Here is a 22,975-nt window from a genome sequence, read left to right on the forward strand (position 1 = left end):
GGTCCGGGCGCCCCGGTATGGGGGAGTGTGCGGGCATGAGCCGCGAATCCGGGACGCCCGAACTGACCGAGGACATCGAACTGAGCCTGCTGCTGGAAGGCGTGTACCGCGTGACCGGGCACGACTTCCGGCAGTACACGCCCGCTACGATGCGCCGCCGCGCGCTGCACGCTGCGGCGGCCGAGGGCCTGCACTCGATCAGTGAGTTGCAGGGGCGGGTGCTGCGGGACGCGGCGGCCATGCAGCGGCTGCGAGAGACGCTGAGCATCAACGTGACCGAGATGTTCCGCGACCCCACCTTCTTCCAGGCGCTGCGGGAGCAGGTGCTGCCCGTACTGCGCACGCACCCGTTCATCCGCATCTGGCACGCGGGCTGCTCGACGGGTGAGGAGGTGTACTCCCTGGCGATCCTGCTGCGCGAGGCGGGCCTGCTGGACCGGTCGCGGCTGTACGCCACGGACATGCACGCCCCGGCCCTGAACGCCGCGCGCAGCGGCATCTACCCCCTGCAGAAGCTCGCGGCGTACGAGCGGAACTACCGCGAGGCGGGCGGCACCGGGGAGTTCGGCGCGTACTTCACGGCGCAGTACGAGCACGCCCTGGTCCGTGCGGACCTGCGGCAGAACATCATCTGGGGGCAGCACAACCTCGCCACGGACAGCAGCTTCAATGAGTTTCACCTGATCCTGTGCCGCAACGTCCTGATCTACTTCACGCGGCAACTTCAGGAACAGGTGAAGGCGCTGCTGTGGCACAGCCTGACGCCATTCGGCATGCTGGCCCTAGGCCGCCACGAGAGCATGGACTTCAGCGAGCACGCCCCCAGGTTCACGACCCTGAACCTGACGGAGAAGTTGTACCGGAGGATCGGCTGATGCCGCACCAGATTGCCGTCCCGCCCGCCCGGGTTCTGATCGTGGATGATCAGGACAGCAAGCGGCTGGGCCTGGCGGCCGCGCTGCACCCCCTGGGCTACGAGATCGTGATGGCCGCGTCGGGCCGGGAGGCGCTGCGGTACCTGCTGTCGAACGAGGTGGCGGTGATCCTGCTGGACGTGCGCATGCCCGAGCTGGACGGCTTCGAGACGGCCGCCCTGATCCGCTCGCGCCGCCAGTCGGAGACCACGCCGATCATCTTCGTCACGGCGTTCACGCACGCGGAATCCGACACGCTGACCGGCTACACGCACGGCGCGGTGGACTTCATCTTCTCCCCCATTCAGCCTGAAATCCTGCGGGCCAAGGTGCAGGTGTTCGTGGACCTCTACCGGCACGCGCACCTCGCGCGCGCGCAGGAGCGGCGCCTGCGGGAACTGGAGGGCCAGCAGGCCCGCCGGGAGCTGCACAAGTTGTCGAGCGCGCTGGAACAGGCCGCCGACCCCGTGATCATCACCGACGCGCAGGGCCACATCGAGTACGTGAACGCCGCCTTCAGCGCCAACATCGGGCACAGCGCCGCCGACCTCAGTGGCCGCCCGCTGGCGTCGCTGCAACCCGCCGCGGACGGCGCCGCCGACCTTCAGGCCCTGTGGTGTCAGGTGCGGGCCGGGCAGGTGCGGCGCGCCGAGGTCACGTACCACCGACCCGACGGCCAGCCGTACCATCAGGCGACCACCATCACCCCCCTGACGGACGACGCGGGGACCGTGACGCACTTCATCATCACCGGGCATGACGTGAGTGAGCGCAAGCGCATGGAGGCCGAGATGCAGGCCCTGAACGCCAGCCTGGAGGCCCGGGTCCGTGAACGCACCGCGCAGCTTCAGGAGGTCAACGAGGAGATTGAGGCGTACGCGTACTCGATCAGCCACGACCTGCGCACGCCCCTGCGGCACATCATGAGTTTCGCGGATCTGCTGTCCCGCTCGATGGGCGACGCGCTGCCCGCCAAGGCCCGCGATTACCTCAGCCGCATTCAGGGCAGCGCGCAGCGCATGAGTGAACTGATCGACCGGCTGCTGGATTTCGCCCGCACGGGCCGCCACCAGCTCACGCCGCAGGCCATCGACCTGGGCGCGCTGATCAACGAGGTGATCTCGTACTACCTGCGCGACCCGGCGGCGCCGGCCATCACCTGGGACATCGGGCCGATGCCCACCGTCACGGCGGACCTGATCAGCCTGCGGGAACTGCTGGGCAACCTGATCTCCAACGCCGTGAAGTACTCCCGCAACGCCGAGGGCGGCCCCCGCATCCGCGTGCAAGCCGAACTGATCGGCGGGTACCACCACGTGTCCGTCACCGACAACGGCGTGGGCTTCGACATGGCCTACAGCCACAAACTGTTCACGGTGTTCCAGCGGCTGCACACCTACGATCACTTCGAGGGGCACGGGGTGGGCCTGGCGCACGTCAAGCGCATCATCGTCCGGCACGGCGGCACGGTGCAGGCGCACAGCGAGGAGGGCCGTGGCGCGACCTTCACGTTCACCCTGCCCGCCCTGGTCGCCGCGTCGTATCCGGCCGCCGAGGGCCGCCGGGTCGGTCAGGCCTGAACTGGGCCGCACGCCCGGTCGCCGGGCGTGCGCCGTGCCGCTGGCCCGCACCGCCGGACCGGCTTTTGCTAGATTGGCGCTGATGCTGCGCCCGCCCGACCTGCCCAGCCGCGCCCTGCTGCGGCTGCGGCTGAACCTGGGCCGGGCGGCTGCGAATGAGATCGCCCCGAACCTGCACGGGTGGTGGTGCGCGAACCTGGGCCGTCCCCTGCGGGTCTGACCTCCGGATGGCTTCCCGAAAGCGCGCCCACAGTGCGCGCGTCGCCGCTTTCTTCCCTGGAGGATGACCGTGACCACCCTGACCCTGCCCGACCACCTGATGGCCCTGGACGCCCGCGACCCGCTGGCCCATAAACGCAGCGAATTTCACCTGCCGCGCGGGGTGGTGTACCTCGACGGCAACAGCCTGGGCGCGCTGCCCCGCCGCGTCCCTGAACGCGTGGCGCAGGTCGCGCAGGGCGAGTGGGGCGAGCAGCTGATCCGCTCCTGGACCGCCGGAGCCGAGGAGGGCCGCGACTGGATGGCCCTGCCGGACCGGGTGGCCGCCAAGATTGCCCGACTGATCGGCGCCGCGCCGCACGAGGTGGCGGTGGGCGACTCGACCAGCGTGAACACCTTCAAGGTGCTCGCCGCGGCGCTGGGCGTGGCGCAGCCGGGCCGCCGCATAATCCTGACCGACGCGGAGAACTTCCCCACGGACCTGTACGTCGCCCAGGGCCTGAACGCGCTGCTGGGCGGCACGCTGGAACTGCGCCGCGTGCCCGCGGACGACATTGAAACGCACCTGACGGACGACGTGGCGGTCCTGCTGCTGACGCAGGTGGATTACCGCACCGGCCGCCGGCTGGACCTGAAGGGCATCACGGCGCAGGCCCAGGCAAAGGGCACCGTGACCGTGTGGGACCTGGCGCACTCCGCGGGCGCGTTCCCGGTGGACCTGAACGGCGCGGGAGCGGATTTCGCGGTGGGCTGCGGGTACAAGTTCCTGAACGGCGGTCCCGGCGCGCCCGCGTTCCTGTTCGCCGCCGAGCGGCACCACGCGCAGGCCCCGGTGGCCATCAGCGGCTGGATGGGGCACGCCGACCCCTTCGAGATGGCCCGCGACTTCACGCCCGCGCCCGGCGCGCGCCGCTTCGTGGCGGGTACGCCCATGGTCCTGAGCCTGAGCGCGCTGGATGAGGCGCTGGATGTGTTCGCGGACGTGGACATGGAGGCCCTGCGGGCCAAGAGCCTGTCCCTGACCGACACGTTCATCGAACTGCTCGAGCCCCTGACGGCCCGCTTCCCGCTGACGCTGGTCACGCCGCTGGACCACGCGCGGCGCGGCTCGCAGGTCAGTTACCGCCACCCGCAGGCGCGCGAGGTGATGGCCGACCTGATCGCCGCCGGGATCATCGGGGACTTCCGCACGCCGGACATCCTGCGCTTCGGGTTCACGCCCCTGTACCACTCGCACGCGGACGTGTGGCAGGCTGCGCGGGGCGTGCAGGCCGCGCTGGAGGCCCGCGCATGACGGGACAGCCCGCACGGCCCGGCGCGCCCGACCGGGACGCGCCCGAACAGGCGTACACGGACTTCACCCGCAGCCTCAGCTACGGCGACTACCTGCAACTGGACGTGCTGAAAAGTGCGCACCGCCCGGTCACGGCCGCGCACGACGAGCACCTCTTCATCGCGGTGCATCACGTTTCGGAAGTGTGGCTGGACCTGATCATCCGCGAGCTGCGCGCCGCGATGGACCAGCTCGCGCGCGGCATCACGGACGCGCCCCAGAAGGGCCTGTCTCGCGTGGTGCGCGCCCAGGAGCAGCTCACGAACGCCTGGGAAGTCCTCAAAACCATGACCCCGGCTGACTACCTGCAGTTCCGCAGCGCGTTCGGGCAGGCGTCCGGCTTTCAGAGCGCGTCGTACCGCATGGTGGAGTTCCTGCTGGGGAACCGCCACGCGGTGCTGCTGCGCCCGCACGAGCACCGCCCGGACCTGATCGGGCCGCTGCGTGAGGTGATTGAGGCCCCCAGCGTGTACGACCTGACGCTGCGCCTGATGCACGCGCGCGGCCTGAGTGTCCCGGACGAGGTCCTGAACCGCGACCTGACGCTGCCGCCCGTGCTGAACGAGACGGTGCTGGACTCCTGGCTGACCGTGTACCAGAACCCGGAAACGTACTGGGACCTGTACGAACTGGCCGAGAAGCTGCTGGACGTGGAGGACAACTTCCGCCGCTGGCGCTTCAATCACCTGACGACCGTGGAGCGCACCATCGGGTTCAAGCGCGGTTCGGGCGGCACGAGTGGCGCCGGGTACCTGCGCCGCGCGCTGGAGACCGTGCTGTTCCCGGAACTGTGGGAAGTCCGCACGCGCCTGTGACCGCCTGACGTGCCCGTTCTCGCCGCGCTGGCCTTCCTGGGCCTGACCCTGCTCGCTGCGCCGCTGGCCGCGGCGGCGCAGCGCGTGCGGGTGCCGCCCACGCTGCCCGCGGCGGGCCTGCTGCTGCTGGCCGCCGCGTGGGCCGCGCAGGTGGCCGTGACCCTGAATGCCCTGGGGCTGGGTGCCGGGGACGCCCCCGCGTTCATCACGGACACGGGGACCGGCCGGGCCATGCTGACCGGCCTGCTGGGCGGCACGCTGCTGCTCGCGGCGTGGGTGGCGCGCGCGCCCGCTCTGACGCTGCTGCCCGGGGCGCTGCTGCTGGCGTGGGGCGCGTCCGGGGTGGGGCACGGCGCGGGGCACACCCTGTGGATTCGCGGCCTGCACGCCCTGCACCTGAGTGCCATGGGTGTCTGGCTGGGCGGGGTGCTCAGCCTGACCGTGGCCCGGCCCCTGACGGCGCGCGCCGCCGCGCGCTTCACGCCTCTGGCGGCGGGCAGTGTGGCCGTGCTGGCCGGGACGGGCCTCCTGATGGCGCACGAGCACCTGCCCACCCTGGCCGAGTGGTTCAGCACCCGCTACGGGCAGACGCTGCTGCTGAAACTCGCGCTGGTGGCGCTGGCGCTGGGCGCGGCCACCCTGGTGCGGCGCGCCTTCGCGCGGCAGGACCGGCGGGTGCGGCTGCTGCTGGCCCGCGAGGCCCTGCTGCTGCTGGCCGTGCTGGGCGTCACCGGCGTGCTCAGCACCACCGACCCGCTGGGCCACGCCACGCACAGTCAGGGCCAGTCCCCCGGTCCAGGCAGAGCGCGCTGACCGCCTGGCCTCCCGTCTCCCCGGTGCCGTCACCTGGGGCCGTGGCGCCACGAATCCCCCGCACGTGCGGGACACTGTGACGCATGCGTGACCTGCTGCTCGACGTGTTCCATGGCGCCCTGAACGCAACCCGCGCGGACAGCCTCACGGCGCCGCACCTGCCCGGCACAGCCCCGGACTTCATCCTGAGCGTCGGGAAGGCAGGAGCCGGCATGCTGGGCGCCGCCCTGACGCGCTTTCCTGGCGTGCCCGCGCTGCTGGTCGTGCCGGACGGCGCGGCGGGCGGCCCGTGGCTCGCCGGGGTGGAGGTGCGTGAGGCGGGCCACCCGGCGCCGGATGAGCGCAGCGTGGCCGCCGCCCGGCGGGCGCTGGAGGTCTTCAGGTCGCTGGGGCCGGACGCGCGGGTGCTGGCGCTGCTGTCCGGGGGCGGATCGGCACTGCTGTGCGCGCCGCGCGGCGTGACCCTGGCGCAGAAGGTGGACGTGTCCGGGGAGCTCATGCGGGCCGGGGCAGACATTGCCGCCCTGAACGTGGTCCGCCGGGCCCTATCGGACGTGAAGGGCGGGCGGCTGGCCGCGGCCACGCGGGCGCAGGTGGAGACCCTGATCCTCAGCGACGTGGTGGGCGACGATCCGGCGGTGATTGCCAGCGGGCCCACGGTGCCCGGCCGGACGACACCCGCGGACGCCCTGGCCGTGCTGGATCGGTTCGGTGTGGCGGCGCCCGAAGTGCGGGCGGCCCTGAACCAGCCCGTGAACGGGACGCCGCCTGTCAGGCCCGCCGGGCCGGTCCGGATGATCGGGGGGAACCGAGATCTGCTCGCCGCGGCGGCCCAGCAGCTCGCGGCGCGGGGCGTGACGCCGGTGATCCTGGGCGATACGTTCACCGGGGAGGCAAGAGAACTCGCCAGTTTTCACGCCGCGCTGTGCCGCTCTGTGATGCAGCATGGGTTGCCGTGGGCCGCGCCAGTGGCCCTGGTATCCGGTGGGGAGGCGACCGTGACCGTGCGGGGCGCCGGGCGCGGCGGTCGAAACACGGAGTTCGCCCTGGCACTCGGGCTGGCGCTGGAAGACGGCGGTGTCCACGCCCTGTCAGCTGGGTCGGATGGCGTGGACGGCACGTCCGGCGGGGCGGGCGCGCTGCTCACGCCGCACACCCTGCACCGCGCCCGCGCTGCCGGACTGGACGCCCGGGCAGCGCTGGACGCCAACGACAGTGGCTCCCTGTTCGCCGCGCTGGGTGACCTGATCCCGGCGCGGCCCAGCGGGCAGAATCTGAACGACCTGCGCATCATCCTGGTCGGTGGCGGACGCGGAATGAATGGGTGAGTCCGGGGAAAAACTATGGACGGCGGGCCGGTCCCGCCGTCCATGTCCCTTGCCGGCCGGCTACTCGTTGGCCAGGAAGGCGTAGCGGGCCAGGAGCAGGATGGCCACGCCGTACAGGATCGGGCTGACCTGCCGCGCGCGCCCGGCGAGGACCTTCACGGCGCAGTACGTGATCACGCCGAAACTCACGCCATTGGCGATGCTGAATGTCAGCGGCATGGCCACGATGGTCAGGAACGCGGGGAGGCTCTCGCTGAGGTCATCCCAGTCGATGTGGCGCACACCGTCCATCATCAGGGCGCCCACTAGGATCAGCGCGGGGGCGGTCGCGGCGGCCGGGATCGCGGCGGCCAGCGGCCACAGGAACATGCTGAGCAGGAACAGCACGCCGACCGTCACGGCAGTCAGGCCAGTGCGGCCCCCCTCACCGATGCCGCTGGCGCTCTCCACGTACGCCGTGGTGGTGCTGGTGCCCATGAACGCCCCGAACATGGCGGCCAGGCCGTCCATGGCGAAGGTGCGCCGCGCGCGGGGCATATCACCTTTGGCATCCAGGTAGCCACTTTTCTGCGCCAGGCCGGTCAGGGTGCCGGTCGCGTCGAAGAAATCCACGAAAAAGAACGTGAACACCACGCTCAGCAGACCCAGGCCCAGCGCGCCGGCCAGGTCCAGCTGCCCGACCAGGCTGGCGGGCCACACCGGCGCGTCAATGATGCCCAGCACCCGCCCGCCGAAACCGGGGAAGGCCTGCAATGCGCCGTCCGGGCCGCCCGCGAACACGGGGAGGCGCAGGAGGATGGCGGCGGCGCTGGTCAGCAGGATGCCCCACAGCACCGCGCCCTTCACCTGCCGCACCATCAGGGCCGCCGTGATGACCAGGCCCGCGATGGTCAGCAGCGCGCCCGGTGAGGTGAGGGTGCCCAGGCCCACGATGGTCGCGGGGTTCGTGACGACAATCCCGGCGCTGCGCAGACCCAGGAAGGCCAGGAACGCCCCGATCCCGCCGGTGATCGCGAACTTCAGGCCCAGTGGGATGGCGCGCACGATGGCCTGCCGGGCGCCCAGCACACTGAGCAGCACGAACAGGGCGCCCGAGATGAACACGGCGCCCAGCGCGGTCTGCCACGGCACGCCCATGCCCTGCACGACCGTGAATGCGAAAAAGGCGTTCAGGCCCATGCCGGGCGCCTGAGCGAATGGGTAGCGGGCCACGAGGCCCATGGCCAGCGAGCCGAACGCGGCGGCCAGCGCGGTCGTCATGAGGAGCTGCACGAACGCGTTCGGCACGGGAATCGCGCCGGACAGCAGCTGCGGGTTCACGAACAGGATGTAACTCATGGTGAGGAACGTCGTGACGCCCGCGCGGACCTCCTGCGCGGCGCTGCTGCCGTGCGCGCTCAGGCCGAAGTACCGGTCCAGGGGGGAAAGGGGGGAACTGGTCAAGGGTGAACCTCCAGGGGAAGCCGCGCCGGGTCCCGGCGGGGAAAGGGGCATTAAACCACCCTCAGCTCATCCCTGTGCCCCGCGGTACGTCCCTGGTGACACCCCGCCAGCCGGTCAGGGCAGCGGAACCGGCGCGCTGTCCGCGAAGCTGGGCGGCACCTCGCGCCCGTCCCGCAGGGCCTGCACGAACGCCGTGAACTGGGCGTCCAGCTGGTCGCGCACGGCCCGCCAGCGGTCCAGGCTGCCGCCGGACGGATCCATGAACGGGTAGTGCCGGCGCTCGGTGCGGCCCGGGTAGACCGGGCAGGCCCCGGCGGCGCTGTCACACACGGTGATCACGTACTCGAAGTTCTGCGCGTCCGGCACGTCCCAGAGGGTCTTGCTGGTGTGGCGGCTCAGGTCGATGCTGCGCTCGGCCATGACCGTGATCGCCTCGGGCTTGACGCGGGTGGCTTCAGTCCCGGCCGAGTGGACGTCCAGCGGCACGCCCAGCCTCTCGGCCGCCGCGCGGGTCAGGCCCTCGGCCATCTGGCTGCGGGCGGAATTATGCGTACAGAGGATCAACACGCGCGTCATGCGGGTCAGGATACCCGCGCAGCGCCCCGGCGCCCGGCCACTCAGGTCTGAAACGCGAGGTACGTGCGGGTCAGGAAGGCCGGATCGCTCAGCTGCCCGCCCAGCAGCTCCTCGGCGCGGCGCAGCCGGTACCGCAGGGTGTTCAGGTGCAGGTTCAGCTCCTGCGCCAGCGCCGCCAGGGAGCCCACGTGGCCCAGGTACGCGCGCAGCGTGGCCGCCAGCTTCCCGTCGGGGTCCCCGGCGCGCAGCCGCGCCTGCCAGTCCGCAGCGTGCGCGGCCCGCTCGGGGCTGTCCAGCAGGGGCCGCAGCGGGTCAGGCTGAGTGAAGGTCGCCGCCCCACGTCCCGGCGCGCGCGTCAGGGCCTGCACCGCCTCGCGCAGGGCCTCGGCGGCCGAGGCCGGACTGGCGTGCGGTCGGCTCACGCCCAGGCGGAAGGACGCGGTGGTGGCGTTCAGCAGCGCGTCGTGCAGGCCCGGTGCGCCGCTGCCGTCCCCAGCGGGCCACAGCCACGCGGCCACGTCGCCGTCACCCTCAACGCGTACCGCGGTCAGGCACGGCACGCCCCGGCGGTAGAAGAAACCCTCGCCGACGCTGCACAGCACGTCCAGCTGCGCAGTCCGGGCCTCGCGCGCGCGGGCCGAGCGGGGGCTGGGGCCGTCAAGGCGCAGCGCGGCGACCATAAAGGCCTCGCCGGGCGGCAGGTGCGCGGCGTCGCCGGAGAGCAGCGCCTCGAACTGCCGCTCGCCCACCCGGCGCCGCGCGGCGCCCGCCGCGGCCGCCTGAAGCCGCGCGAGGCGCAGGAGTTCCGCGATGAGCGCGGCAAGGTCCGCCCAGCCGGGCTCGGCGCGCAGGTGCAGCGTGCCCACCGGGCGGCGCTCGAACGCGAGGGGCACCTCGGTGCTCACCGCGCCGTCCGGGGCGAGCCCCGCGTGCGCCACCACGTCCCCCCAGCTGGCCCGGACGGTGACCTCGCCGCCCGTGACCCCGGCCAGCCAGCGGGCCAGCGCCGCCTCCGGCTGCGGGTGGCCCAGGGCCCGCTGCGCGCTGTCCAGCAGGGCGCGCAGGTCCGGTAGATGAGGGCGCAGCGCCTGAGCCTGAAGTCGGGCGAACGCCGCACGGACGTCGCCCACTGGCACGCCGGGCAGGACCCGCACGGCGGCCTCCGCGTCCGGCAGCAGCTCCTCGCCTCCGTGAGGGTGGAGGCCCAGGGCCGCCCGCAGCGCCGTGAGTGACACACTCACTCCTTTCGCCCCACACTGGTCATTGTCAGATCATACAAAAGTGGTTGTAGTTTCTGTGCCTTCCACCGTTGAGCGCTCAGGCCGCGCGGGCCTACGCTGCGGGGAAGCCCAATTCACGTGACCGGCACCCGAGCCGCGACCCCGTCTCTCCTGGAGGATTCATGACCGTCACCACCCCGTCCCCCCAAGGCGCCCTGCACGACCGCCTGCGCACACCCCTGCTGCACTTCATCGGCGGGCAGTGGGTGCCCGCGCAGTCCGGCGAGACCTTCGACTTCCACGCCCCAGCCGATAACCGCGTGCTGGGCCAGGCCGCCAGCGGTGACGCCCGCGACATGGACCGCGCCGCGCAGGCCGCGCACGCCGCGTTCCCCGCCTGGCGGGCGCTGAGCGGCAAGAAACGCCGCGCGCTGCTGTACCGCGTGGCGGACCTGATCGAGGCGCGCGCGCACGACATCGCCGTGGCCGAGAGCACCGATACGGGGCAGCCCATCCGCTTCATGAAGAGTGCCGCCGTGCGCGCCGCCGAGAACTTCCGCTTCTTCGCCGACCGCGCCGAGGGCGCCCAGGACGGCCTGAGCCTGCCCACCGAGGGCTTCCTGAACTACACCGTCCGCCAGCCCATCGGGCCGGTCGGCGTGATCACCCCGTGGAACACGCCGTTCATGCTGAGTTCCTGGAAGATCGCGCCTGCCCTGGCCGCCGGGTGCACGGTCGTGCACAAGCCCGCCGAGTGGAGCCCCGTGACCGCCACGATCCTCGCCGAGATCATGCACGAGGCCGGGATTCCCGCTGGTGTGGTGAACCTCGTGCACGGCTTCGGTGAGACCGCCGGGAAGGCCCTGACCGAGCACCCCCTGATTAAAGCCATCGCTTTCATTGGGGAGAGCCGCACCGGGAGCCTCATCCAGAAGCAGGGCGCGGACACCCTCAAGCGCGTGCACCTCGAACTGGGCGGGAAGAACCCGGTCGTGGTGTTCGACGACGCCGACCTGAGCCGCGCGCTGGACGCCGCAATCTTCATGATCTACTCCCTGAACGGGCAGCGCTGCACGAGTTCCAGTCGCCTGCTCGTGCAGCGTGGCGTGCATGACCAGTTTGTCGAGCAGCTTGCGGCGCGCGTGGCGAACATCCGCGTGGGGGACCCCCTGGACCCCGCCACCGAGGTCGGGCCCCTGATTCACCCCCGGCAGTTCGAGAAGGTCTGCTCGTACTTCGACGCAGCCCGCGCGGACGGCGCGACCATCAAGGTCGGCGGCGAGCGCATCGGCGACACCGGGAACTACGTGCGCCCCACCCTCTTCACAGACGCCCGCAACGACATGCGGATCGCGCAGGAAGAGATCTTCGGGCCCGTCCTCACGGTCATCCCGTTCGACACGGACGAGGACGCGCTGCGCCTCGCCAATGACGTGCCGTACGGTCTCGCGGCGTACCTGTGGACGAACGACCTGACCCGCGCGCACACCTTCGCGCACGGCCTGGACAGCGGCATGATCTGGGTGAACAGCGAGAACGTCCGCCACCTGCCCACCCCGTTCGGCGGCATGAAGGCCAGCGGCATCGGCCGCGACGGCGGCGACTACTCCTTCGACTTCTACATGGAAACGAAGAACGTCGCCATCAACCTCAGTGGCCACCGCGCCCAGCAGCTCGGGATGCCGGGCACGCCCCAGAACAAGGAGAATTGAGATGGCCCGTACCGGACAGCAGTTCCTCGACCGCCTGCGCCAGAACCCGCCCAACCTGTACATCGACGGGCAGCGGGTGGAGGACGCCACCACGCACCCCGCCACGCGCAACATCGCCCACTCCCTGGCGGGGCTGTACGACCTGCAGCACGACCCACGCTACCGTGACGTGCTGACCTTCGAGGAGGACGGCGAGCAGCACGCGACCGCGTTCATGGTGCCCCGCACCAAAGAGGACCTGCGCCGGATCGGCGAGGCGCACCGCATCCGCGCGAACTACTCGCTGGGTACGCTGGGCCGCGCGCCGGATTACATGAACACGAACGTCATGGCCGCCGGGATGGCCAGCGCGTACTTCGACCAGTGCGAATCGAGCGGCGAGCCCGGCTCGGGCCGGAACTTCAGCGAGAACATGCGCCGCTACTTCGAGTACGTGCGCGACCACGACCTGTGCCTCACGCACGCCCTGACGAATCCGCAGGTGAACCGCAGCAAGCAGGCCAGTGAACTGCCCGACCCGTACATCGCCATGGGCATCGTCGAGGAAACTGAGGCCGGTGTGATCGTGCGCGGCGCGCGGATGCTCGCCACCCTTCCCATCGCGGACGAGATCCTGATCTTCCCGTCGACCGTTATCAAGGAAAACGGGGACCGCAGCCGCTACGCCATCGGCTTCGGGCTGCCCACGAACACGCCGGGCCTGTACTTCCAGTGCCGCGAGCCCTTCGACCTGGGCCGCGACGTGGAAGACCACCCGCTGTCCAGCCGCTTCGACGAGCAGGACGCGTTCGTGATCTTCGACGACGTCCTCGTGCCGTGGGAGCGGGTGTTCCTGATGTACGACATGACCCTCGCCAACCAGGCCTACGCCAAGACTGACGCCGTGCTGCACATGGCGTACCAGGTCGTGAACCAGAAGGTCAGCAAGACCGAGGCGTTCCTGGGTCTCGCGCAGAGCATCGTGGACACCGTCGGCAGCGGGCAGTTCCAGCACGTGCAGAGCAAGGTCAGCGAGATCATCGTGACCCTGGAGATCATGAAGGCCCTGCAGGTGGCCGCCGTGGAGGGCGCGCAGCTCAACGCCTACGGCGTCATGACCCCCGCACGCGGCCCGCTGGACGCCGCGCGGAACTACTACCCGGCGATCTACCCGCGCCTGAACGAGATCATCCAGCTCCTCGGCGCCTCCGGGATCATCATGATGCCCGGCAAGGCCGACCGCGAGGGGCCGCTGGGGGCGTTCATCGAGAAGCACCTCCAGGCCACGAATGCCAGCGCCGAGGAGCGGCTGAAACTCTTCCGCCTCGCGTGGGACCTGACCCTGAGCAGCTTCGGCGCGCGGCAGAACCTGTACGAGAAGCACTTCTTCGGCGACCCGGTCCGCATGCACAGCGCCCTGTACGAGGTGTACGACAAGGCGCCCTACGTGCAGCGCATCCGCGAGTTCATCCACCAGACCAGCCCTGACCAGACCAACCCCGACCAGACCAAAACCGTGGCGGCGGACTGACATGGAGACGCCCAATACCATCCGCATCGCGCACGGCATCTTCTACGTCACGGATCTCGCCGCGTCCCGCCACTTCTACGTGGACCTGCTGGGCCTGAACGTCCTGCACGAGACCGAGGGCGCCCTGTACCTGCGCGCCAACGAGGACCGCGAATGGACGCTGAAACTCGAACTCGCCCCCGAGGCGGGCGTGAAGCACCTCGCGTACCGCGTGGGCACCGACGCCGACCTGGACGCCCTGACCGCGTTCCTGGACGCGCAGGGCATCCCCTGGCGCTGGGAGACCGAACTCGACCGCCCGCGCCTGCTGCGCTTCCAGGACCCGTACGGCGTGCCCGTCGCGTTCTACGCGCAGTCGGTCAAGCACCCCTGGCTGCTGCAGGACTACCACCTGCACCGCGGCGCGGGCCTGCAACGCATCGACCACATCAACGTCATGACGCCCGACGTGGAGGGCGTGATGCGCTGGTACATGGATCACCTGGGTTTCCGCCTCAGCGAGTACACCGAGGACGACCACGGGCGCATCTGGGCCGCGTGGATCCAGCGCCGGGGCAGTGTGCACGACCTCGCCCTCACCAACGGCATGGGGCCGAGGCTGCATCACTTCGCGTACTGGATGCCGGACATGCAGAGCATCATCCGCACCTGCGACATCCTCGCGGGCGCGCGCATGCCCGAACACATCGAGCGCGGCCCCGGCCGCCACGGCGTCAGCAACGCCTTCTTCCTGTACATCCGTGACCCCGACGGGCACCGCATCGAGCTGTACACGTGCGACTACCTGACCGTCGACCCGGACTTCGAACCGATCCGCTGGCACCTCGCCGACCCCCGCCGCCAGACCCTCTGGGGCGCCAAGACCCCGAAAAGCTGGTTCGAGGAGGGCTCCCTGCTGGAAGCCTTCGGCGGCGGCTGGGTGCAACCCCGCGAGAGCGACCTGAAAGGCCTGCCCGTCCACGTCATCTAAGGTGAGTGGGTCGTCAACCCCTCTGGCCCCTGTGCCTTTCTGGCTCCCCTGTGGGGAGCGGGCGGCGCAGTGGACGGAGGGGTCCGCCCGCGACTCCATTCCCACCTGAGGTTTCCAATGAAAACTGCGAATTTTATGGCCCGTGGCCGTCAGCACCGTGGCGTGCTGCAAGGTGGCCTGCTGATCGACGCGGCGGGCGAGGCGCACCGCCCGGACGAGGTGCAGTTCCTGCTGCCCGTGAACCCCGGTAAGGTGATTGCGCTGGCGCTGAACTACGCCGATCACAATGCCGAGCTGGGCTTCAAGACGCCGGAGGAACCGGTGATGTTCCTCAAGCCGAACACCAGTCTGCTGCCGCACGGCGGCACGGTGGAGTACCCGCGCGGGGCGCAGTTCATGCACTACGAGGTGGAACTGGGCATCGTGGTCGGCCGGGACGCGCGGCGCGTGAAGGCGAAGGACGCGGAAGCGTATATCGGCGGGTACACGATCGCGAACGATCTGGTCGTGCGGGATTACGTCAGCAACTACTACCGCCCGCCCATGCGCGCCAAGGGCTGGGATACCTTCGGGCCGCTGGGGCCGTACCTCGTGTCGGCGGACGAGGTGCCGGACCCGTACAACCTGGGCCTGCGGGCCTTCGTGAACGGCGAACTGCGCCAGGAGGGCAACACGCGCGACATGATCCTCCGCGGGCCGGAACTGATCGAATTCATGAGCCGCTTCATGACCCTGCAGGCGGGCGACGTGATACTGACCGGCACACCGAAGGGCGTGTCGCACGTGAAGCCGGGCGACGTGATGCGCCTGGAGATCGACGGGCTGGGCGCGCTGGAGAACGACGTGCAGTGGGAATCGGAGGACGCCGAGCCGCTGATCGCGCAGGAAGGGCAGCGGATCTGATGCCGCACCTGACCGTGGAGTACACCGACAACCTGACGGCGCCCCGCGTGCCGGAGCTGCTGCGCGCGCTGAACGGGGTGCTGCTGGCCCGCCCGGACGTGTACCCGCCGGGCGGCATCCGCGCCCGTGCGCACCGCCTCACCGAGTACGTCGTCGCGGACGGCGCGCATGACGACGCGTTCGTGCACGTCACGCTGAAGATCGCCGCCGGGCGTAGCGAGGCCGTGAAGGCCGAGACGGGCGCGGCGCTGTTCGAGGTGCTCAAGGCCCACTTTGCCAGCGACTTCGAATCCCGCTATCTGGCGCTGTCACTGGAGATCGCGGAGTTCAGCGAGGCCGGCACCTTCAAGCACAACAACATCCACGCCCGCTACCGCAAGGTGACGTCGTGAGTGGCCTGAGTGACGCGCAGGTGCAGGACGCCGCGCGCCGCCTGCACGCCGCCGAGCAGTCCCGCGCCCCCATGCGGCAGCTGTCCGGGCAGTACCCCGGCCTGACCATTGCGGACGCGTACCGGGTGCAGGACGCCTGGGTGAGCCACAAGCTCACGCAGGGCCGCCGCGTGATCGGGCACAAGATCGGCCTGACATCGCGCGCCATGCAGCAGGCCGTGAACATCGACGAGCCCGACTACGGCACCCTCCTTGACGACATGGTGTTCAGCGAACTCCAGCCCATCCCGTCGGGGCGATTCATCGTGCCGCGCGTGGAGGTGGAACTCGCGTTCATCCTCGGGAAGGACCTGCGCGGGCCGAACGTGACCGTCATGGACGTGCTGGACGCCACGCGCTGGGTGGTCCCGGCCGCCGAGATCATCGACGCGCGCATCGAACGCGTGGACCGCGAGACGGGCGCGACCCGCAAGGTGACGGACACCATCAGCGACAACGCCGCGAACGCCGGGATCGTGCTCGGCGGGCGGCCCGTGCGACCCACCGACGTGGACCTGCGCTGGGTGGGCGCACTGCTGTTCCGCAACGGCGTGATCGAGGAGACCGGCGTGGCGGCCGGCGTGCTGAACCACCCGGCCGAGGGCGTGGCGTGGCTGGCCAACCGCCTCGCGCCGCACGGCGTGACCCTGCGCGCTGGGGAGACGGTCCTGGCCGGGTCGTTCGTGCGCCCGGTGGACGCCGCGCCCGGCGACCTGTTCCACGCGGATTACGGCCCGCTGGGCAGCGTGACCCTGAGGTTCGCGCGGTGAACGCCCCCGACCTGCACAATCCGTTCAAGGCGGCGCTGGCGCGCGGCGAGTTCCAGCTGGGCCTGTGGCTGGCGCTGGCCGACCCGTACAGCGCCGAGATCATCGCCGGGGCGGGCTTCGACTGGCTGCTGATTGACGGGGAGCACGCCCCGAACGACGTGCGCAGCACCCTGTCCGTGGTGCAGGCGCTCGCGGCGTACCCGGTGACGCCCATCGTGCGGCCCCCCATCGGGCAGACGCACCTGCTCAAGCAGTACCTGGATCTGGGCGTGCAGACGCTGCTGGTGCCCATGGTCGAGAGTGGCGCGCAGGCCCGTGAGCTGGTCGCCGCGACCCGCTACCCGCCGCGCGGCGTGCGGGGCGTGGGCAGCGCGATTGCCCGCGCGTCCCGCTGGAACGGCATTCCCGACTACCTGCACCGCACCGACGCGGAAATCTGCCTGCTCGTTCAGGTCGAGAGTGCCGCCGGACTGGCCGCGCTGGACGACATCCTGGCCGTCGAGGGTGTGGACGGCGTGTTCATCGGCCCGGCGGACCTGAGTGCCAGCCTGGGTCACCTCGGGAACCCCGCGCATCCCGACGTTCAAGCCGCGATTCTGGATGCCGTGACCCGCACCCGCGCGGCCGGGAAGGCAGCAGGCATCCTCTGCACGGAAGTGCAGGTCGACACCTACCGCGCGGCCGGTTGCACGTTTATTGCAGCGGGCGTGGACACGACCCTGCTGGCCCGCGCCGCGCGCGAACTGGCCGGCCGGCACCGCGCCGAGGGCGAGCAGGGGAACAGCGGGCCCTACTAACGGCGATCATGCTTAAAACGGAGTGGAAGGTGCAGGCCTTCCACTCCGCGTTCACCCGCGCCGTGGCCGGTGCGGGAGGCACCCCGGCGCTCAGAGGCCCAGGCTGACGTACTTGACTTCCAGGTACTCCTCCAGGCCCCAGTGGCCGCCCTCGCGGCCCACGCCGCTGTTTTTCATGCCGCCGAACGGCATCTGCGGGGCGGCCGCGCTGGGCACGCCGTCGTTGATGCCCACGATGCCGTACTCCAGCGCCTCGGCCACGCGGAACGCGCGGCTCAGGTCGCGGGTATACGCGTACGCGGCCAGGCCGTACTCGCTGGCGTTCGCCAGGGCCAGGCCCTCTTCCTCGGTGTCGAACACGACGACCGGCGCTACGGGCCCGAAGGTCTCCTCGCGCAGGATCAGGCTGTCGGGGTGCACGCCGGTCAGCACGGTCGGCTGGAAGTACAGGCCCTCGTGCACCTCTCCTCCGGTCACGGCGGTTGCGCCGCGCGTCAGGGCGTCCTCCACCTGCGCGCGGACCTTGTCCAGGCCCGCCTGCTCCACGACCGGGCCGACCCCGGTGCTGTCCAGCAGGGGGTCACCCAGGACCAGTTCGCCGGTCAGGCGTTTCAGAATCTCTGTGAAGGGCGCGGCCACGTCCCGCTGCACGTACACGCGGTTGGTGCTGATGCAGGTCTGCCCGGAGTTCCGGAACTTGCTGGCGACCACCTCCCGCGCGGCGCGGTCCAGGTCGGCGTCCGCGAAGATCAGGAACGGCGCGTGCCCGCCGAGTTCCAGGGACACGCGCTTGAGGGTCCGCGCGGCCTGCCCGTACAGCAGCCGGCCCACGGCGGTGGACCCCGTGAAGGTCAGTTTGCGGACCCGCTCGTCGGCCATGAAGGGTGCGCTGAAGGCGGGCGCGTCGTTGGTGGGGAGCACCTGCAGCGTGTTGGGCGGCCCGCCCGCCTGGAGCCACAGTTCTGCGAGGTACAGGGCGGTCATGGGGCTCTGCTCGGCGGGCTTGAGGATCATGACGCACCCGGCGGCCAGGGCGGGCGCGGCCTTGCGGGTGATCATGCCCGCCGGGAAGTTCCACGGCGTGACGGCGTACACGATCCCGACCGGTTCGCTGCGGGTGAAGCCCCGCTTGTGGTCGAAGCGGCTGGGCACGCGCTCGCCGCCGATGCGGCTGGCCTCCTCGGCGCACCATTCGACGAAACTGGCCGCGTAGTGCACCTCGCCGCGCGTTTCCGTGATGGGTTTACCCATCTCCAGGGTCATGAGCCGCGCGAGCTGCTCCTTGTGCTCGAACATCAGGTCATGCCAGCGGCGCAGCACCTGCCCCCGCTGGTAGGGGTTCACGTTCCGCCACGCCTTCAGGGCCTCATCGGCCGCGTCGATGGCGCGCCGGGCGTCGTCGGCGGTGCAGTCGGCAACTGCGCCGATGGGCCGCTGCGTGCCGGGGTGAATGACCTCGAAGGTCCGGGGGGTGGCGTGCCACGCGCCGTCAAAGTACGCCTGGCTGCGGATGACGCTGTCGTTGGTGATCATGGGGCCTCGCTCGTCGGTGACGTCCACTGGGACGCCGCCGCGCGCCGGGATGACCGGTCAGGAAAGGGGGAAGTGCCGAAGGTCGCCTCCGATGATAGTGAGCGCGGGCCGCTGCGGGGCGTCGGGCGTCCCGCGCTGGTGATCGACCCCGCAAGGCAGCGCGTTCCAGACAGGCCGCCCGGCCCCACGCCGGGCGGGGGGCTACGCTGAGCCGCATGACCGACCCGGCGCGGCTGACCCTCCCCGACCTCCTCACGCGCGCCCGGCAGCTGATCGCGTCCGGGGAGCGGCGCCTGTTGGGCCTGACCGGCAGTCCGGGCGCCGGGAAATCCACGCTGGCTGCGATGCTGGCGGCGCAGCTGGGCGATCAGGTCGCGCTGGTGCCCATGGACGGCTTTCACCTGGCCAACGAGGAGTTACGCCGACTGGGCCGCGCGCCGCGCAAGGGCGCGCCCGACACCTTCGACGTGGGCGGGTACGCGGCGCTGCTCACGCGGGTGCGCCGTCAGGACGAGGAGGTAGTGTACGCTCCTCGCTTCGACCGGCACCTGGAGGAGAGTATCGGCAGCGCCCTGCCGGTGCCACGCTCGGCGCCGCTGGTGATCACGGAGGGCAATTACCTGCTGCTGGACGGGCCGTGGCAGGCGGCGCGCGCACAGCTGGACGAGGTGTGGTTTCTGGCGCCGCCCGAGGACGCGCGCCGCGCGGGCCTGATCGCCCGGCACGAGGCGCACGGCCGCGACGCGCTGGCCGCCCGGCAGTGGGTGGAGTCGGTGGATGACGCGAACGCCCGCCTGATCGAGGCCGCGCAGGAGCGCGCGGACCTGATCGTGCGCCTGGACTGGTGAGCGCAGGGCCAGAGGGTAACCGCCTGAACGTCCAGTGGGCGGGAATGTGCTGATCGTCCGTGATTGCGCAGCCGCGCCAGATCAGAGCGTCCTGCCAGGTCCATGCAGAACAGATCCGGCCGACTGTCCCGTACTCGGGGGGCGGTCCGGATCTGCGCTCAGCGGTCAGTGCAGCTCGTCGCTGTCCACCTGTGGTTCGGGGAGGACGTGGAGGGTGGAGGGCGCCGCGGGCGGACCCGGCGGCAGCGGTTCGGCGAGAGCGCCCAGCAGCCATTCGATCTGCTGGACGTTTGCCTGCTCGTGAGGATCAGACATGCCGTCATGCTGGCACCCTGCGGGGCGTGGCGTTGCCTCAGGTGACGCAGGTCCTGTCCCGGATGCTTGAGCACTTCTTCATCCGGCGGCCCCATCTTGCTGCCGGGCCGTGAAGCAGCTTCAGCCGAAGCGGCCCGTGACGTACGCCTCGGTCCGCTCGTCACGCGGTGAGGTGAACAGCTGATCGGTGACGCCGTGCTCCACGAGGTCGCCGTTCAGGAAGAAGCTGGTCGTGTCACTGACGCGCGCTGCCTGGTGCATGTTGTGCGTGACGATGATGATGGTCGTGACCTTCTTCAGGTCGGTCATCAGGTCCTCGATCTTGGCGGTGCTGGCGGGGTCCAGGGCGCTGGTGGGTTCGTCCATCAGCAGGATCTCGGGTTCCACGGCCAGCGCGCGGGCGATGCACAGGCGCTGCTGCTGTCCGCCGCTCAGGCCGGTGGCGGGCGTCTTGAGGCGGTCCTTGACTTCCTCCCAGAGGGCCGCGCCGCGCAGGGAGCGTTCGGCGATCTCCATCAGGCGTTTCTGGTCGCGCATCCCGGCGAGTTTCAGGCCGGACACGACGTTCTCGAAGACGCTCATGGTCGGGAAGGGGTTGGGTTTCTGGAAGACCATGCCCACGCGGCGGCGCATGGTGACGGGGTCCACGCCGCTGCCGTACACGTTCTCGCCATCGAGCAGGATGGTGCCCTCGACGCGCGCGCCGGGCGTGAGGTCGTGCATGCGGTTGATGGCGCGCAGGAAGGTGGTCTTCCCGCAGCCGCTGGGGCCGATCAGGGCGTTCACGCTGCCGCGCTGCACGCGGAGGTTGACGTTCTTCACGGCCTGCTTGTCGCCGTAGTAGATGTTGACGTTCTGGGCGTCGAGGATGGGGGTCACGGCATTCTCCTTATTTGCGGCGGCTGGCGCGGCGGGCCAGCAGGCTGGTGAGGAAGATCAGGGTGATGAGCAGCAGCGCGCCGGCCTTGGCGAGACGCTGGTTCTCGTCGTAGGCGCTGGTCGCGCCGCGGTAGATCTCAAGCGGCAGGGCGCTCATGGGCTTGGTCGGGTCGAGGTTGATCTGGTTGTTCCCGAACGCCGTGAACAGCAGCGGCGCGGCCTCCCCGGCGACGCGGGCCAGGGCCAGCATCACACCGGTGACGATGCCCCCGGCAGCGGCGGGCAGCACAATCCGCAGGGTGACCAGCCACTTGGGGAGGCCCAGGGCCAGGCCAGCCTCGCGCACGGTCTGCGGGACGAGTTTCAGGACTTCTTCCGTGGTGCGCACGACGATGGGGATCATCAGGAAGCCCAGCGCGACGGCGCCCGCGAGGCCCGAGAAGCCGAAGTGCAGGACGATCAGGCCGTACGCGACGAGGCCCATGACGATCGCGGGAATCCCGGCGAGCACGTCGCTGATCATGCGGATGCTGGGCATCAGCGGGTGGCGGGGGTACTCGGCCAGGAAGATCCCGCCGGACACGCCGACCACGACCCCCAGCACGCTGGCCAGCGCGAGCATCTCGATGCTGCCCAGGATGGCGTTCGCGAGGCCGCCGCCGGTCTCACCCTCGGGGGCGGGGACCTTGGTGAAGAAGTCGAGGTTCATGGCGCCCAGGCCCTCGCGGATCAGGTACGCGAAGATCAGGATCAGGGGGGCCACGACAATCGCGGTGGCCAGGACGATCAGGCCGCCCATGACAAGGTTCTTCGTGCGCCGGGCGGGGCTCAGCTGGTGCCGGGTGTTCCTGGGGGTGGTCGCGGCGCTCATCATTGGATTCCCTTGGGCGTCAGGCGCGCGATGATCAGGCGTGCGACGTAGTTCACGATGACGCTCAGCAGGAACAGGCTCAGGCCGAGCGTGACGACGCTGGAGCGGTGCAGGGTTTCCTGCGCGTCCCCGAACTGGTTGGCGATCACGGAGGCCATGGTGCTGGCGTTGCCCCAGATGCTCTTGAGGATGTCCTGGCTGTCCCCGATGACCATGGCGACGGCCAGCGTCTCGCCGAGCGCGCGGCCCAGCGCGAGGATCACGCCGCCCATGATGCCCGCGCGGGCGTACGGGAGGATCGCGCGGGAGATGACTTCCCACTTCGTGGCGCCCAGCGCGTACATCGCTTCCCGCTGGTCCTGCGGCACGAGCCGGATCACGTCCCGCGCGACGGAGGCGGTGTAGGGCAGGATCATGACGGTCAGGATGATGACCGCCAGGGCCAGGCCGCGCCCGGCGGCGCTGCTGGGCACGAAGAAGCACTCCAGGCTGGTCTGGTTCCTGTTCCACAGTTCGGTGCAGCGCGTCAGGGTCTGGACGTTCTCGGGGCTGGTGAAGAAGCTGGTCTGCCACTTGCCGAGGATCGGGGCGATCACGAACAGCGCCCACAGGCCGTACACGACGCTGGGCACCGCCGCGAGCAGTTCGATCAGGTAACCGACCGGGTTGGCGAGCCACTTGGGCGCGTACTCGGCGACGAACAGCGCGCTGGCAATCGCTAGGGGCACGCTGATGACCAGCGCGGCGAGGCTGGTGACCAGCGTGCCCGCGATCATGGCGGCCGCGCCGAACTCGCCGGTGACGGGGTTCCAGACGCGGCTGGTGAAGAAGTTCAGCCCGAATTTCTGCAGGGCCGGCCAGGATTCGGTGCCGAGCTGATAGACGCTCAGGACGAACACCAGCACGATCACGGCGGCCAGGGCGAGGATCAGGCCCTCGAACACCCGGTCACTGCCGCTGCTCAGCTGGCGTGGGGAGGCGGTGCGTTTGCTCATGGTTTCGTGACCCCTTCGGGACTCATGGGTTCAGTTCACCCGGTTTTCGTCAGGCGCAGGTCAGCCCGCGCCTGCCGCAGCGGATCCGGGTGCCGGGCGGCAGACGAACGCGGCGTGCCCGGTCAGGGGGCACGCCGCGCGGTCAAGCATGGACGGTCATACGGATTCCGTCTGTTGCGTTGACAACCCGGAACATCACC

The 22,975-nt window shown here is 70.4% G+C and carries 23 protein-coding genes; 15 read left to right on the plus strand and 8 right to left on the minus strand.

Annotation, left to right across the window (positions count from 1 at the left end; translation table 11 throughout):
- Positions 1-35 precede the first annotated feature (35 nt).
- The 7 genes from IEY63_RS08265 to IEY63_RS08295 all read left to right on the plus strand — a co-directional run bounded on the left by IEY63_RS08265 (position 36) and on the right by IEY63_RS08295 (position 7,002).
- Positions 36-875, plus strand: a complete 840-nt coding sequence (locus IEY63_RS08265; RefSeq protein WP_189068540.1) for a CheR family methyltransferase — start codon at positions 36-38, stop codon at positions 873-875.
- Positions 875-2,494, plus strand: coding sequence for a sensor histidine kinase (locus IEY63_RS08270; protein ID WP_189068541.1), 1,620 nt, complete (start codon positions 875-877; stop codon positions 2,492-2,494). Before IEY63_RS08265 ends, IEY63_RS08270 begins: the two co-directional genes overlap by 1 nt.
- 82 nt (positions 2,495-2,576) lie before the next feature.
- Positions 2,577-2,714 (plus strand): hypothetical protein, encoded by a 138-nt coding sequence (locus tag IEY63_RS08275; RefSeq protein WP_189068542.1) that lies wholly within the window; start codon positions 2,577-2,579, stop codon positions 2,712-2,714.
- Positions 2,715-2,783: 69 nt separating this feature from the next.
- Positions 2,784-4,007, plus strand: a complete 1,224-nt coding sequence (kynU, locus tag IEY63_RS08280) for a kynureninase (RefSeq protein WP_373290905.1) — start codon at positions 2,784-2,786, stop codon at positions 4,005-4,007.
- Positions 4,004-4,861, plus strand: a complete 858-nt coding sequence (locus tag IEY63_RS08285; RefSeq protein ID WP_189068544.1) for a tryptophan 2,3-dioxygenase — start codon at positions 4,004-4,006, stop codon at positions 4,859-4,861. Before kynU ends, IEY63_RS08285 begins: the two co-directional genes overlap by 4 nt.
- A gap of 9 nt (positions 4,862-4,870) precedes the next feature.
- Positions 4,871-5,674 carry a CopD family protein gene (locus IEY63_RS08290; RefSeq protein WP_229784580.1) on the plus strand — a complete coding sequence of 268 codons (804 nt, stop codon included), beginning with the start codon at positions 4,871-4,873 and terminating at the stop codon, positions 5,672-5,674.
- An 83-nt stretch (positions 5,675-5,757) separates the two neighbouring features.
- Positions 5,758-7,002: a glycerate kinase type-2 family protein gene (locus IEY63_RS08295; RefSeq protein ID WP_189068545.1), complete on the plus strand. Its 1,245-nt coding sequence runs from the start codon at positions 5,758-5,760 to the stop codon at positions 7,000-7,002.
- A gap of 60 nt (positions 7,003-7,062) precedes the next feature.
- Here the strand turns inward: IEY63_RS08295 and IEY63_RS08300 are convergent, their stop codons facing one another.
- The 3 genes from IEY63_RS08300 to IEY63_RS08310 all read right to left on the minus strand — a co-directional run bounded on the left by IEY63_RS08300 (position 7,063) and on the right by IEY63_RS08310 (position 10,256).
- The gene (locus IEY63_RS08300; protein WP_229784581.1) at positions 7,063-8,445 is read right to left on the minus strand and encodes an NCS2 family permease; all 1,383 of its coding nucleotides are present in this window, start codon (positions 8,443-8,445) and stop codon (positions 7,063-7,065) included.
- Between the two features lie 114 nt (positions 8,446-8,559).
- Positions 8,560-9,021 carry an arsenate reductase ArsC gene (locus IEY63_RS08305; protein WP_189068547.1) on the minus strand — a complete coding sequence of 154 codons (462 nt, stop codon included), beginning with the start codon at positions 9,019-9,021 and terminating at the stop codon, positions 8,560-8,562.
- A gap of 41 nt (positions 9,022-9,062) precedes the next feature.
- Positions 9,063-10,256 (minus strand): PucR family transcriptional regulator, encoded by a 1,194-nt coding sequence (locus tag IEY63_RS08310; RefSeq protein WP_189068548.1) that lies wholly within the window; start codon positions 10,254-10,256, stop codon positions 9,063-9,065.
- A 167-nt stretch (positions 10,257-10,423) separates the two neighbouring features.
- Here IEY63_RS08310 and hpaE point away from each other — a divergent pair, with 167 nt between their 5' ends.
- The 7 genes from hpaE (at position 10,424) to hpaI (ending at position 17,334) form a co-directional block, all read left to right on the plus strand.
- The gene (hpaE, locus tag IEY63_RS08315) at positions 10,424-11,953 is read left to right on the plus strand and encodes a 5-carboxymethyl-2-hydroxymuconate semialdehyde dehydrogenase (protein WP_189068549.1); all 1,530 of its coding nucleotides are present in this window, start codon (positions 10,424-10,426) and stop codon (positions 11,951-11,953) included.
- Position 11,954: 1 nt separating this feature from the next.
- Positions 11,955-13,463: a 4-hydroxyphenylacetate 3-monooxygenase, oxygenase component gene (hpaB, locus tag IEY63_RS08320; protein WP_189068550.1), complete on the plus strand. Its 1,509-nt coding sequence runs from the start codon at positions 11,955-11,957 to the stop codon at positions 13,461-13,463.
- Position 13,464: 1 nt separating this feature from the next.
- Positions 13,465-14,433 (plus strand): 3,4-dihydroxyphenylacetate 2,3-dioxygenase, encoded by a 969-nt coding sequence (hpaD, locus tag IEY63_RS08325; RefSeq protein ID WP_189068551.1) that lies wholly within the window; start codon positions 13,465-13,467, stop codon positions 14,431-14,433.
- A 117-nt stretch (positions 14,434-14,550) separates the two neighbouring features.
- A complete protein-coding gene (locus tag IEY63_RS08330; protein WP_189068552.1) occupies positions 14,551-15,336 on the plus strand; it encodes a fumarylacetoacetate hydrolase family protein in 786 nt (261 codons plus the stop codon).
- Positions 15,336-15,728 carry a 5-carboxymethyl-2-hydroxymuconate Delta-isomerase gene (locus tag IEY63_RS08335; protein WP_189068553.1) on the plus strand — a complete coding sequence of 131 codons (393 nt, stop codon included), beginning with the start codon at positions 15,336-15,338 and terminating at the stop codon, positions 15,726-15,728. The genes IEY63_RS08330 and IEY63_RS08335 overlap by 1 nt, the downstream gene beginning before the upstream one ends.
- Positions 15,725-16,537: a 2-oxo-hept-4-ene-1,7-dioate hydratase gene (gene hpaH, locus IEY63_RS08340; RefSeq protein WP_189073024.1), complete on the plus strand. Its 813-nt coding sequence runs from the start codon at positions 15,725-15,727 to the stop codon at positions 16,535-16,537. The genes IEY63_RS08335 and hpaH overlap by 4 nt, the downstream gene beginning before the upstream one ends.
- The gene (hpaI, locus tag IEY63_RS08345; RefSeq protein WP_229784582.1) at positions 16,534-17,334 is read left to right on the plus strand and encodes a 4-hydroxy-2-oxoheptanedioate aldolase; all 801 of its coding nucleotides are present in this window, start codon (positions 16,534-16,536) and stop codon (positions 17,332-17,334) included. The genes hpaH and hpaI overlap by 4 nt, the downstream gene beginning before the upstream one ends.
- Positions 17,335-17,424: 90 nt before the next feature.
- On the opposite strand, the gene IEY63_RS08350 is transcribed toward hpaI, so the two are convergent.
- Positions 17,425-18,867, minus strand: a complete 1,443-nt coding sequence (locus IEY63_RS08350; protein ID WP_189068554.1) for an NAD-dependent succinate-semialdehyde dehydrogenase — start codon at positions 18,865-18,867, stop codon at positions 17,425-17,427.
- Positions 18,868-19,082: 215 nt separating this feature from the next.
- On the opposite strand from IEY63_RS08350, the gene IEY63_RS08355 reads away from it, so the two are divergent.
- A complete protein-coding gene (locus IEY63_RS08355; RefSeq protein ID WP_189068555.1) occupies positions 19,083-19,715 on the plus strand; it encodes a nucleoside/nucleotide kinase family protein in 633 nt (210 codons plus the stop codon).
- A 165-nt stretch (positions 19,716-19,880) separates the two neighbouring features.
- Here IEY63_RS08355 and IEY63_RS08360 read toward each other — a convergent pair whose 3' ends face one another.
- The 4 genes from IEY63_RS08360 to pstC form a co-directional block, all read right to left on the minus strand.
- Positions 19,881-20,030, minus strand: coding sequence for a hypothetical protein (locus IEY63_RS08360; protein ID WP_189068556.1), 150 nt, complete (start codon positions 20,028-20,030; stop codon positions 19,881-19,883).
- Positions 20,031-20,150: 120 nt separating this feature from the next.
- Positions 20,151-20,909: a phosphate ABC transporter ATP-binding protein PstB gene (pstB, locus tag IEY63_RS08365; RefSeq protein WP_189068557.1), complete on the minus strand. Its 759-nt coding sequence runs from the start codon at positions 20,907-20,909 to the stop codon at positions 20,151-20,153.
- 10 nt (positions 20,910-20,919) lie between these two features.
- Positions 20,920-21,783: a phosphate ABC transporter permease PstA gene (gene pstA / locus IEY63_RS08370; protein WP_189068558.1), complete on the minus strand. Its 864-nt coding sequence runs from the start codon at positions 21,781-21,783 to the stop codon at positions 20,920-20,922.
- Positions 21,780-22,775 carry a phosphate ABC transporter permease subunit PstC gene (gene pstC, locus IEY63_RS08375; protein WP_189068559.1) on the minus strand — a complete coding sequence of 332 codons (996 nt, stop codon included), beginning with the start codon at positions 22,773-22,775 and terminating at the stop codon, positions 21,780-21,782. The genes pstA and pstC overlap by 4 nt, the downstream gene beginning before the upstream one ends.
- Positions 22,776-22,975 lie beyond the last annotated feature (200 nt).

This window comes from Deinococcus radiotolerans, from assembly GCF_014647435.1.
Lineage (GTDB): Bacteria > Deinococcota > Deinococci > Deinococcales > Deinococcaceae > Deinococcus > Deinococcus radiotolerans.

Excerpts from the sequence above, each read along its gene's own strand:
- IEY63_RS08360 (WP_189068556.1), bottom strand. The coding sequence starts at position 20,030 with ATGTCTGATCCTCACGAGCAGGCAAACGTCCAGCAGATCGAATGGCTG.
- IEY63_RS08350 (WP_189068554.1), bottom strand. The coding sequence starts at position 18,867 with ATGATCACCAACGACAGCGTCATCCGCAGCCAGGCGTACTTTGACGGC.
- IEY63_RS08285 (WP_189068544.1), top strand. The coding sequence starts at position 4,004 with ATGACGGGACAGCCCGCACGGCCCGGCGCGCCCGACCGGGACGCGCCC.
- IEY63_RS08275 (WP_189068542.1), top strand. The coding sequence starts at position 2,577 with ATGCTGCGCCCGCCCGACCTGCCCAGCCGCGCCCTGCTGCGGCTGCGG.
- IEY63_RS08265 (WP_189068540.1), top strand. The coding sequence starts at position 36 with ATGAGCCGCGAATCCGGGACGCCCGAACTGACCGAGGACATCGAACTG.
- hpaD (WP_189068551.1), top strand. The coding sequence starts at position 13,465 with ATGGAGACGCCCAATACCATCCGCATCGCGCACGGCATCTTCTACGTC.
- IEY63_RS08335 (WP_189068553.1), top strand. The coding sequence starts at position 15,336 with ATGCCGCACCTGACCGTGGAGTACACCGACAACCTGACGGCGCCCCGC.
- pstC (WP_189068559.1), bottom strand. The coding sequence starts at position 22,775 with ATGAGCAAACGCACCGCCTCCCCACGCCAGCTGAGCAGCGGCAGTGAC.
- hpaE (WP_189068549.1), top strand. The coding sequence starts at position 10,424 with ATGACCGTCACCACCCCGTCCCCCCAAGGCGCCCTGCACGACCGCCTG.
- hpaB (WP_189068550.1), top strand. The coding sequence starts at position 11,955 with ATGGCCCGTACCGGACAGCAGTTCCTCGACCGCCTGCGCCAGAACCCG.
- IEY63_RS08330 (WP_189068552.1), top strand. The coding sequence starts at position 14,551 with ATGAAAACTGCGAATTTTATGGCCCGTGGCCGTCAGCACCGTGGCGTG.
- IEY63_RS08355 (WP_189068555.1), top strand. The coding sequence starts at position 19,083 with ATGACCGACCCGGCGCGGCTGACCCTCCCCGACCTCCTCACGCGCGCC.
- IEY63_RS08270 (WP_189068541.1), top strand. The coding sequence starts at position 875 with ATGCCGCACCAGATTGCCGTCCCGCCCGCCCGGGTTCTGATCGTGGAT.
- IEY63_RS08295 (WP_189068545.1), top strand. The coding sequence starts at position 5,758 with ATGCGTGACCTGCTGCTCGACGTGTTCCATGGCGCCCTGAACGCAACC.
- IEY63_RS08305 (WP_189068547.1), bottom strand. The coding sequence starts at position 9,021 with ATGACGCGCGTGTTGATCCTCTGTACGCATAATTCCGCCCGCAGCCAG.
- pstA (WP_189068558.1), bottom strand. The coding sequence starts at position 21,783 with ATGATGAGCGCCGCGACCACCCCCAGGAACACCCGGCACCAGCTGAGC.